Here is a 10,599-nt window from a genome sequence, read left to right on the forward strand (position 1 = left end):
CTTGTGGCGGGAGAAGACGCTGGTCTATAACGAACCGCCATGGTGCTTGGCCGACAGGATGGCGCGCCGGTGTTGCGTGTCCCTCTGTACGGGGTCGGGAGCTTTCCGACGGCGCTTGCACGGCATGTTCACTCAACAGATGGCGGGCTGATGACCGGCAATTCCGCGCAGAAGATCATTCCGGTGCTGCTTTCAGGCGGCACGGGATCGCGTTTGTGGCCCCTGTCGCGCGAGCTGTATCCCAAACAGTTCCTGCCGCTGTGCTCGGAGCGCACGATGCTCCAGGACACCGCCTTGCGGGTCAGCGCCCGGTCCGGTGCGCCGCAGGCGCCGCTTGCCTTCACACAGCCCCTGGTGATCTGCAACCAGGAACATCGCTTCCTGGCGGCCGAGCAGCTGCGCCAGTCGCGGTGCGACGCCCGCGGCATCATCCTGGAGCCGGCCGGACGCAACACGGCCGCGGCCTGCGCGCTCGCCGCGCTCGCGGTGGAGGCCGATGATCCCGATGCGCTGCTCCTGGTGCTGCCGGCCGACCATGAAATCCGTGATGCCGATGCCTTCCATCGCGCGGTCACCATAGCCGCCGCCGGCGCCGCCGCCGGCCGGCTCGTCACCTTCGGCATCGCGCCGACCAAGCCGGAGACCGGCTATGGTTATATCCGCCGCGGCCATTCGCTGGACGAGGCGGACGGTGCCTTCACCGTCGCCGCCTTCGTCGAGAAGCCGTCGCTGGAGGTCGCCGAGCGTTACCTCGCCGATGGCAGCTATCTGTGGAACAGCGGCATGTTCCTCTTCCCGGTCGGCCGCCTGCTGGTCGAGCTGGAGCGCCATGCCCCGGCGGTGCTGGCCGCCTGCCGGGCCGCCCTCGCCGGGGGGGCCAGGGATCTCGACTTCTTCCGCCTGGATGCCGAGGCCTTCGCCAAGGCGCCGGCGATCTCCATCGATTATGCGGTGATGGAGCACACCGACCGTGCCGCCGTGGTGCCGTGCGAGATCGGCTGGACCGACGTCGGCGCCTGGTCGGCCTTGTGGGACGTCGGATCCAAGGACACGGCCGGCAACGTCGTCATCGGCGACGTGCTGCTGGAAGGCGCCCGCGACTGCTACGTGCGCAGCGACAACCACCTGACCGCGGTGGTCGGGGTGGAGAACGCCGTGGTGGTGGTGGTGGACGACGCCGTGCTGGTCGCCGACCGCGCCCAGGCCCAGGACGTCAAGCGCATCGTCGACCGGCTGAAGGCCGACGGCCGCAGCGAATCCTCGACCCACCGCCGGGTCCACCGCCCCTGGGGCTCCTACCAGTCGTTGCACACCGGCGAGCGTTTCCAGGTCAAGAGCCTGACCATCGCGCCCGGTTCGCGCCTGTCGCTGCAAAAGCACCATCACCGCGCCGAGCACTGGGTGGTGGTCAACGGCACCGCCCTGGTCACCCGTGGCGAGGAGCAGGTGATGATTTACGAGAACCAGTCGATCTACATCCCGATCGGCACGGTCCACCGGCTGGAGAACCCCGGCAAGGTGCCGCTGACCATCATCGAGGTGCAGTCCGGCTCCTATCTCGGCGAGGACGATATCGTCCGGCTCGAGGACGTCTACGGCCGCAACTGAGGCGCTTGTCCCCCGCGGGAGGGCCGTCCGGGGGGACGGCCCTCCCGTTCCGCTCAGGCGAAGAAGCGCCCGCGGAAATAGGCGATGGTGCGGGCCAGCCCCTCGTCGAGCGGCACCGTCGGCTCCCAGCCCATCAGTGCCCGCGCCTTGGAAATGTCGGGCTGGCGCTGCTTGGGGTCGTCCTGGGGCAAGGGCTTGTGCGCGATGCGCGAGGCCGAGCCGGTCAGCCGGATCACCTTCTCGGCCAGCTCCAGCATGGTGAATTCGCCGGGATTGCCGAGGTTGAGCGGGCCGGTGGCCTCGGCCGGGGTGTCCATGAAGCGCAGGAAGCCGTCGACCAGATCGTCGACATAGCAGAAGGAGCGCGTCTGCTGGCCATCGCCATAGACGGTGATCGCTTCGCCCTTCAGCGCCTGGATGATGAAGTTCGACACCACCCGCCCGTCGTTGGGATGCATGCGCGGGCCGTAGGTGTTGAAGATGCGGATGACCTTGATCGACAGCTGGTGCTGGCGGTGATAGTCGAAGAACAGCGTCTCGGCGCAGCGCTTGCCCTCGTCGTAGCAGGCACGCGGGCCGATGGTGTTGACGTTGCCCCAATACTCCTCCGGCTGCGGGTGGATCGCCGGATCGCCATAGACCTCCGAGGTGGAGGCCTGCATGATCCTGGCGCCCAGCCGCTTGGCCAGCCCCAGCATGTTGATGGCGCCATGCACGCTGGTCTTGGTGGTCTGGACGGGGTCATGCTGGTAATGGATCGGCGAGGCCGGGCAGGCGAGATTGTAGATCTCGTCGACCTCGACATAGAGCGGGAACGTCACGTCGTGGCGCATCAGCTCGAAATGCGGGTTTTCCAGCAGGTGCAGGACGTTGTCGCGGCTGCCGGTGAAGAAATTGTCGGCGCACAGCACATCGTGACCGCGCTCGAGCAGCCGCTCGCACAGGTGTGATCCCAGGAAGCCGGCACCGCCGGTGACGAGGACACGCTTTCTATTGAAACTGTGCATGAATTCTTGCTCTTTCACCAGGAGGGCGTGACCATTGCACAGGCCGGGGGGCGGCGGCCAGCCGGACCATCGTCATCCCCGCCTTGGCCATCCTCTCCGCCCTGAGGGGAACGGTCCGGTGCCAGGCCGGGCGACAGGAGCCCGATGGTGCCGCCTCAGCCAAGCAGGCTCAGCAGATACCGGCCATAGTCGTTTTTCTGCAGCGGCTCGGCCAAGCGGCGAAGCTGCTCGCCGTCGATCCACCCGGACACATAGGCGATCTCCTCCGGACAGGCGATCTGCAGGCCCTGGCGGTGCTGGATGGTGCGGACGAACTCCGCCGCCTCCAGCAGGCTGTCGTGGGTGCCGGTGTCGAACCAGCCGTAGCCGCGGCCCATCTGCTCGACCGACAGCCGTCCCATCTCCAGATAGGCGGCGTTGACCGAGGTGATCTCCAGCTCGCCCCTGGCCGACGGCCTGACCGCCGCGGCGATGTCGAGCACGTCGTTGTCGTAGAAGTAAAGCCCGGTCACCGCCCATTTGGAGCGCGGCTCGACCGGCTTCTCTTCGATGCTCAGCGCCCGGCCCTGGCCGTCGAACTCGACCACGCCGTAGCGCTCGGGGTCGCGCACGGCGTAGGCGAAGACACTGGCGCCGGCGGCCCTCTCGCCGGCGGCGCGCAAGAGGTTGGTCAGGCCGTGGCCGTAGAAGATGTTGTCGCCCAGCACCAGCGCGCACGCGTCGGTGCCGACGAAATCGCGGCCGATGATGAAGGCCTGGGCCAGCCCGTCGGGCGAGGGCTGGATGGCGTAGTTCAGGTTCAAGCCCCACTGCGAGCCGTCGCCCAGCACCGTCTGGAACAGCGGCTGGTCGTGTGGGGTGGTGATGATCAGGATGTCGCGGATGCCCGCCAGCATCAGGGTGCTGAGCGGGAAATAGATCATCGGCTTGTCGTAGATCGGCAGCAGCTGCTTGCTGATTGCCCGCGTCACCGGGTAAAGGCGGGTGCCGGAACCGCCGGCCAGGATGATGCCCTTCATGGTCTTATGCCCTCACGCCTGCGGCGGGTTGGTGAACAGCTCGTCGATCACGCGGTCCAGGCTGTCCTGCCACGGCGGGCAGGAAACACCGAGACGCTCCCTGGCGCGGCTGCAGTCCAGACGCGAATTGGCCGGGCGGCGTGCCGGGGTCGGATAGTCGGCAGTGCCGATGGCGCTCAGACGCGGCCGCTTGCCGGTGCGCTCCTCCAGCCGCCGGAAGATCTGCTCGGCAAAACCGTGCCAAGTGGTGTAGCCGCTGCCGGTCAGGTGGTAGGTGCCCCAGGCGGTGCTGCCCGTCGTCTCGATGGCGGCGGCGATCTGCACGATGGCGGCGGCGAGGTCGGCGGCGGCGGTCGGCGAGCCATGCTGGTCGGCGACCACCCGCATCTCCTCGCGCTCCTGCCCCAGGCGCAGCATCGTCTTGACGAAGTTGTTGCCGTAGGCGCTGTAGACCCAGGAGGTGCGCAGGATGACGTGCCGGGGCGTCGCCGTCCGCACCGCCGCCTCGCCCGCCGCCTTGCTGGCGCCATAGACGCCGATCGGGTTGATCGGGTCGTCCTCGGTGTAGATCCCGTCCTTCGTCCCGTCGAAGACATAGTCGGTCGACACATGGATGAAGGGAATGCCGCGGGATGCACAAGCCGCCGCCATGGCGCCCGGGCCGTCGCGGTTGATGGCGAAGGAGAGGTCGACCTCGCTCTCGGCCTTGTCGACGGCGGTGTGGGCGGTGGCATTGACCAGCAGGGCCGGCGCATGGGCGGCGACCGCCGCCTCGACGTCGCCCGGCCGGGTCACGTCGAACGCGGGATAGGGCAGGCCGACCAGCTCGGTGCCGGGAGCCCAGGCGGCCCGCATCAGCTCGAAGCCGAGCTGGCCGTTGGCACCGAGGACGAGGATCTTCACGGCGCGGCTCCTTCGGTGAGGCCCAGCCGCTCGCCGCGGTAGGAGCCGTTGAGGATCGCCTGCCACCAGCCGCGGTTTTCCAGGTACCAGGCCACCGTCTTGCGCAGGCCGCTCTCGAAGCTCTCCTGCGGCCTCCAGCCCAGCTCGCGCTCGATCTTGCCGGCATCGATGGCATAGCGCTTGTCGTGGCCGGGGCGGTCGGTGACGAAGCTGATCAAGCGGTCATGCGGAGCGCCGGCCGGGGCCATCTCGTCGAGCAGCGCGCAGATGGCGCGGACGACCTCCAGGTTGGTGCGCTCGTTGTGGCCGCCGATGTTGTAGCTCTCGCCGATCCGACCCGTCTCCAGCACCAGCCGCAGCGCCCGGGCATGGTCCTCGACATAGAGCCAGTCACGGATGTTGTCGCCCTTGCCGTAGACCGGCAGCGCCTCGCCCGCCAGTCCCTTGAGGATCACCAGCGGGATCAGTTTTTCCGGGAAATGGTAGGGGCCGTAATTGTTGGAGCAGTTGGTCAGCACCACCGGCAGCCCGTAGGTCTCGTGCCAGGCGCGCACCAGATGGTCGCTCGACGCCTTGCTGGCCGAATAGGGCGAGTTGGGGCTGTAGGCGGTGGTCTCGGTGAAGAAGCCGTCGGGACCCAGCGTGCCGAACACCTCGTCGGTGGAGATGTGGTGGAAGCGGAACGCTTCCCGGCGCTCCGCCGGCAGCGTCGACCAGTGGGCGCGCGCCGCCTCCAGCAGGCGGAAGGTGCCGACCACGTTGGTCTGGATGAAGTCGCCCGGCCCGTCGATCGAGCGGTCGACGTGGGACTCGGCGGCCAGGTGCATCACCGCGTCGGGCTGGTGGGTGGCGAACACCCGCTTCAGTTCGGCGGCGTCGCAGATGTCGACCTTCTCGAAGGCGTAGCGGGGATGGCCCTCGGCGCCCGGCAGCGAGGACAGGTTGGCCGCGTAGGTCAGCTTGTCCACATTGACGACGAAGGCGTCGGTTTCGGCCAGGAGCTGGCGGACCACCGCCGAGCCGATGAAACCGGCACCGCCGGTGACGAGAATGCGCGTCATCAAACCACCTTGCGCCCTGTCGGAAGGGAAACGGCCAAACCGGAAAAGCCCGGGTCCCGGCAGATCGGCGTTGCCGGCGGCTCCTTATTAGAACAGCTCGGCCGCCTGCGCCAAGCGCGGGTTGTTGTGATCCTTGTCGGACAGCCGCGCCGCGCCGGCGGCGACCGGCCAGTCGATGCCGAGGTCGGGGTCGTTCCACAGCAGCCCGCGGTCATGCTCGGGCGAGTAGAGGTTGGTCACCTTGTAGATGACCTCGGTGTCCGGCTCCAGCGTGCAGAAGCCGTGGGCGAAGCCGACCGGGATCAGGATCTGGTTCCACTCGGCGGCGCTGATGACCGCCGACACATGCTGGCCGAAGGTGGGCGAGTCGCGCCGGATGTCCACCGCCACGTCGAAGACCGCCCCGCGCACCACGCGCAGCAGCTTGTCCTGGGCGAAGGGGGGGAGCTGGTAATGCAGGCCGCGCACGGTGCCGATCTCGGCCGACAGCGACTGGTTGTCCTGGACGAACTCCAGCATCAGCCCGGCCGCCTCGAACGCCCGCTTGCTGTAGGTCTCCGAAAAGAAGCCGCGGTGGTCGCCGAACTTCTTCGGGCGGATGATCTTGACCTCGGGGATGGCGAGTGCGGCGATGTCCATGACTGAAAGGCTCCTGTTGCGCCGGTTCTGCCGGCGGCGTCGCGTCCGCCTTGGTATCGCCGCTTGCCGCCGCTGTCCATCGCCGAACGCCATCGGGCGGGGCAGTGTGGCACCGGCGTGCCTCTTTCCGGGGACCGCGAAAGGGACAGCCCGCCTCGGCGGAAAAGCTTGGCATGGGGCCGGGCCGGCGGGCGATAGTCGGCGTTGATCTTTGCACCGCAGCGTGAGTGGACCGTCCATGGCCGACCTGACTTCCCGTAACACCGTGCTGGTGACCGGCGGCGCCGGCTACATCGGCTCCCATGTCGTGCTGGCCCTGCGCGACGGCGGCCGGCCGGTGGTGGTGGTCGACGACCTGTCCAGCGGCCGCCGCGCCGCCGTGCCGCCGGAGGTGGCGCTGGTGGAGGGCGATGTCGGCGACCGCGACCTGATCGCCCATGTCCTTGCCGAGCACCGGGTGGGCACGGTGATGCATTTCGCCGGCAGCATCGTCGTGCCGGAATCGGTGGAAAAGCCGCTCGACTACTACCGCAACAACACCGCCAACAGCCTGGCGCTGATCGAGGCCTGCCACCGGGCCGGGGTCGAGCGCTTCGTCTTCTCCTCCACCGCCGCGGTGTATGGCATGGCCGAGTCCACGCCGATCGACGAGGAGGCGCCGACCCGCCCGATCAACCCCTATGGCCGCTCCAAGCTGATGACCGAATGGATGCTGGCCGATGCCGCCGCCGCCCACGGCCTGCGTGCGGTGGTGCTGCGCTACTTCAACGTGGCCGGGGCGGATCCGCAGGGACGCTCGGGCCAATGCACGCGCGTCGCCACCCACCTGCTGAAGATCGCCGCCCAGGCGGCGACCGGCCAGCGGCCGGAGATCCAGATCTACGGCGACGACTATCCCACCCCGGACGGCACCTGCGTGCGCGACTACATCCATGTCAGCGACCTCGCCGCCGCCCATGTCGCCGCCCTGGTCCATCTCGAGGCCGGCGGCGACAGCCGCACCCTGAACTGCGGCTACGGGCGCGGCTATTCGGTGCGCGAGGTGCTCGACATGGTGGAGACGGTGCTCGGCCGGCCGCTGCCGACCCGCATCGGCCCGCGCCGCGCCGGCGACCCGCCGGCCCTGGTCGCCGCGACCGCCCGCATCGGGCGCGAGCTCGACTGGACGCCGCGCCATGCCGACCTGCGCACCATCGTCGAGACCGCGCTCGCCTGGGAGCGCAGGCTGGTGGCGGACGCCGTGGCCGGCTGAGGCCGGCTCAGCCGGCCAGCCGCGCCTCGACCGCCTCGCACAGGTAGTGGTACAGGCACAGATGTGCCTGCTGGATCAGCGGGGTGTGGCGCGACGGCACCGCCAGCAACACGTCGCTGAGCGCCGCCAGCCGGCCGCCGCCCTCGCCGGTCAGCGCCACCGTGCTCATGCCGTGGCGGTGGGCGGCCTCGAAGGCGGCGACCACATTGGCCGAGTTGCCGCTGGTGCTCAGCCCGAGCAGCACCCCGCCGGGCTCGGCATAGGCCTCAACCTGGCGGGCGAACACCGTCTCGTAGCTGTAGTCGTTGGCCCAGGCGGTCAGCACCGCGGTGTTGGAGCTGAGGCAGATCGCCTTCAACGCCCGGCGCTCCTTCAGGAAGCGGCCGACCAGTTCGCCGGTGATGTGCTGGGCGTCGGCGGCCGAGCCGCCGTTGCCGCAGACCAGCAGCGGCCGGCCGGCGGCGAGGGCGGCGACGATGCGCTCGATGGCTGCCGCCATCACGGTGCTGTGGATGGCGTCGCGCGTCTGGAGCAGCACCTCGGCCGAGCGCCCGATATATGCGCTCAGGGACGGGCGGGGCATGGTGGGATCAGCCATGGCTAGACTCGTTTGTGGTCAAAGAAGCCTCAAGGCGGCGGTGGGCCGGCATCCCACTCCGGCGGTGGCGGCCGGCACCTGCGGGATCATCCGGAGCGGTCCTTGCGCATGTGGTAGGACAGATAGGCTTTGGTCCGCCGTGCCGCTCCGACAACCCCCTCGGCGCGCAACGACCAGATGAGCTTTCGCGTGTGGGTGCCCAGCCAGCTGTCGCGGCGTGCCGGTGTCCGGCTGTGGAGCGGCGCCGGTGCAATGCCGGCGGTCAAGCCGAGCAGGCGCACCGTGTCGTCCACCGCGGCCGACCAGCGGTAGGTGCTGCGGACGAAGCGGTAGCACAGCAAGGAGTGCCGGCGCAGCAAGCCGCGATCATGCGCGTAGGCCTGCACCAAACTCAGCATGTCGCGGGCGGTGGCGGCCAGCAGGGGCGTCATCTCCGGATGCGCCCCGGTGTCATAGGCCAAGCCGACGGTTCCGAGGGCTTGGGCCTCCAGCAGGGGCAGGTTACAGCCCTCCCATAGGCTGGGCGAGACGAAGACGTCGAGTCCGCGCAGATATGCGGCGCGCTCGTCGTCGGTGGCGTTCAGGTGGGTGTGGATGCCGGCCGTGTGGAAGGGCTTGGCGTCCTCGGCGGTGCCGCGGCCCATGATGTGCACATCGGCATGGAGACCCGAGGCGCGCACCGCTGCGGCCAGATCGAGGAAGGACTGCAGGCCCTTGTAGCGCGCCTCGCCGCGGCCGATGCGCATCAAGGTGCCGATCCTCAGCGGCGCGCCGTCGCCGAGCGGGAAATCCTGCAGGCCTTTGCTGCCGCGGTCGGGGACATGGTCGCAGCCGTTGAAGATCCGTTGGGCCTGCGGCCAACCGATGTCGTGGGCAATGAACTCGGAGATTGCCACCACGCCGGCCAGCGCGGGATAGACCCGCTCCTGCTTGTGGCGGATGACCTCCTCGCGCATGCGGCGGTCGCTGCCGAAAAAGGCCGGGCTCGGGTCGCCATGCTCCCAGGCCCAGCAGGAGAATGCCCCCTGCAGGGCCGGCAGAACCTCGAAAAACGGTGAGGTGTGGGCAACGATGACGGTGGCGCCGACCGCCTGCGCCAGGGCGGCGATGGCCTCGGCTTGCGGCTTGACCGGGCGGATGTCGAGACCTTGCATGGTGCCATCCTGCTCGACGCAGCCGATCGTCACCGCCACGCCGCGCGAGGCCAGGCCACGCGCCAGATTGTCGATGACCACGGAGACACCAAAGCCGCGGACCATGCGGTAGCACAAGAACAGCAAGGAGGAGGTAGGGTTTGGCACGGATGTCCTACAGGGCAAAGGCGTCGACGAAGGTCCCCCAGCGGCGCATGAAGAGCTGACGGTCGGCCCAGTCCTCCGACCCCCTGGGCCGGGTCGCGTTTTCCAGATGCAGCACCGGGCCGGCGTTGAGAACGGCAGTCCCCCGACCCAGCCGCTGGACGGCCAAACAGAGCGCCACGTCCTGGCATTCGGTGCGGTAGCCCTCATCGAAGCCACCGACCGCCCGGAACAGCTCGGCGCGGATCATCAGGCAGGCCCCCGTCACCGCCAGAGACTCCCAGCTCTCGGCCGTCTGCCTGGGCAGGACGGCGCGGGCGTGCGGGTGGAAGCAGAAGCCGCGCAGGGGGCCGTCGCGGAACACATCGATGCCGGCATGCTGCACCAGGCCGTCGGGGAAGAACAGGCATAGCCCGACCACCCCCAACTGAGGCCGACACTCCAGCAGCCGGACCATCCGCAACAGGCTGTCGGGCTGGTCGCGGACGATCACGTCATTGTTGAGAAACAGTGCAGTGTCGTAGCGTGCATGGCCGAAGAACAGCTGGTTGTTGCAGCGGGAGAACTGGTAGCTCAGCCCGCGCACCACGGTGACGATGGCAGGGACCTGCTCATAAAACGCCAGCACATCGGGGTCGGTGGAGCCGGTGTCGCCAATCAGCACCTCGAACCCCAGCCCAGCCTGCGCGAACAGCGGTGCCATCGCCACCAAGCTGTCGACCAGCGGAATAATCAACTCCGGTTTGTCGAGGGTGAGGATGATGATCGACAGCCCGTGCGGTGCTGGTGCGCCCTGAAGCTGCTGCGGCTCGGCCCGCCCGATGGCGTTGGCCCGCTCCAGGTTCGTCAAGGAATAGGGAGCAAGGCAGGGGTGACGCTGCATGGTGAGGGGAGACGCTTTGCAAGACCGGCCGTGGCCATAAGATCGCCGCCTCCTTGTTTCGTCAATGCATTTCACTGCGGCTCCCGCCGCCCTCCGGCCAGGACGAGTGGACGAGAATCCGCACCGATCGAAAGGCGATGGACAAATGGGCAGGAGCCTCGATGCCCCAGGGGCTCAGATGATCTTGCGGTGGCGCAGGCTGTCGAGGAGGAGGTCGATCATCTCGTCGGGGCTCTGCTCGGCGCCCTTCAGCGTGATCTCGGGAGCTTCAGGCGGCTCGTAGGCGCTGTCGATGCCGGTGAAGTTGGGAAGCTGGCCGGCACGCGCCTTC

General features: G+C 68.5%; 11 protein-coding genes. 2 read left to right on the forward strand and 9 right to left on the reverse strand.

Annotated elements, in window-relative coordinates; translation table 11 throughout:
* Positions 1-150: 150 nt before the first annotated feature.
* Entirely contained in the window at positions 151-1,608 is a 1,458-nt protein-coding gene (locus tag J2850_RS29575; protein WP_209990603.1) for a mannose-1-phosphate guanylyltransferase/mannose-6-phosphate isomerase, read from the forward strand.
* A gap of 53 nt (positions 1,609-1,661) precedes the next feature.
* Here the strand turns inward: J2850_RS29575 and J2850_RS29580 are convergent, their stop codons facing one another.
* The 5 genes from J2850_RS29580 to rfbC all read right to left on the reverse strand — a co-directional run bounded on the left by J2850_RS29580 (position 1,662) and on the right by rfbC (position 6,237).
* Positions 1,662-2,615, reverse strand: a complete 954-nt coding sequence (locus J2850_RS29580; protein ID WP_209990606.1) for a UDP-glucuronic acid decarboxylase family protein — start codon at positions 2,613-2,615, stop codon at positions 1,662-1,664.
* A gap of 155 nt (positions 2,616-2,770) precedes the next feature.
* Positions 2,771-3,634 carry a glucose-1-phosphate thymidylyltransferase RfbA gene (gene rfbA / locus J2850_RS29585; protein ID WP_209990609.1) on the reverse strand — a complete coding sequence of 288 codons (864 nt, stop codon included), beginning with the start codon at positions 3,632-3,634 and terminating at the stop codon, positions 2,771-2,773.
* 12 nt (positions 3,635-3,646) lie between these two features.
* Positions 3,647-4,537, reverse strand: a complete 891-nt coding sequence (gene rfbD / locus J2850_RS29590) for a dTDP-4-dehydrorhamnose reductase (protein WP_209990614.1) — start codon at positions 4,535-4,537, stop codon at positions 3,647-3,649.
* Positions 4,534-5,598: a dTDP-glucose 4,6-dehydratase gene (gene rfbB, locus J2850_RS29595; RefSeq protein WP_209990616.1), complete on the reverse strand. Its 1,065-nt coding sequence runs from the start codon at positions 5,596-5,598 to the stop codon at positions 4,534-4,536. The genes rfbD and rfbB overlap by 4 nt, the downstream gene beginning before the upstream one ends.
* Positions 5,599-5,685: 87 nt before the next feature.
* Positions 5,686-6,237: a dTDP-4-dehydrorhamnose 3,5-epimerase gene (gene rfbC, locus J2850_RS29600; RefSeq protein ID WP_209990619.1), complete on the reverse strand. Its 552-nt coding sequence runs from the start codon at positions 6,235-6,237 to the stop codon at positions 5,686-5,688.
* Positions 6,238-6,475: 238 nt separating this feature from the next.
* Here rfbC and galE point away from each other — a divergent pair, with 238 nt between their 5' ends.
* Positions 6,476-7,489, forward strand: coding sequence for a UDP-glucose 4-epimerase GalE (galE, locus tag J2850_RS29605; protein WP_209990626.1), 1,014 nt, complete (start codon positions 6,476-6,478; stop codon positions 7,487-7,489).
* A 7-nt stretch (positions 7,490-7,496) separates the two neighbouring features.
* Here galE and J2850_RS29610 read toward each other — a convergent pair whose 3' ends face one another.
* The 4 genes from J2850_RS29610 to J2850_RS29625 all read right to left on the reverse strand — a co-directional run bounded on the left by J2850_RS29610 (position 7,497) and on the right by J2850_RS29625 (position 10,562).
* Positions 7,497-8,087 (reverse strand): D-sedoheptulose-7-phosphate isomerase, encoded by a 591-nt coding sequence (locus tag J2850_RS29610; protein WP_209990628.1) that lies wholly within the window; start codon positions 8,085-8,087, stop codon positions 7,497-7,499.
* 86 nt (positions 8,088-8,173) lie between these two features.
* Positions 8,174-9,346 carry a glycosyltransferase family 4 protein gene (locus tag J2850_RS29615; protein WP_209990631.1) on the reverse strand — a complete coding sequence of 391 codons (1,173 nt, stop codon included), beginning with the start codon at positions 9,344-9,346 and terminating at the stop codon, positions 8,174-8,176.
* Between the two features lie 49 nt (positions 9,347-9,395).
* Positions 9,396-10,268 carry a glycosyltransferase family protein gene (locus tag J2850_RS29620; RefSeq protein WP_209990633.1) on the reverse strand — a complete coding sequence of 291 codons (873 nt, stop codon included), beginning with the start codon at positions 10,266-10,268 and terminating at the stop codon, positions 9,396-9,398.
* Between the two features lie 174 nt (positions 10,269-10,442).
* A complete protein-coding gene (locus tag J2850_RS29625) occupies positions 10,443-10,562 on the reverse strand; it encodes a hypothetical protein (RefSeq protein ID WP_370878975.1) in 120 nt (39 codons plus the stop codon).
* Positions 10,563-10,599: the final 37 nt, after the last annotated feature.

It is taken from the genome of Azospirillum picis (genome assembly GCF_017876115.1).
GTDB lineage: Bacteria > Pseudomonadota > Alphaproteobacteria > Azospirillales > Azospirillaceae > Azospirillum > Azospirillum picis.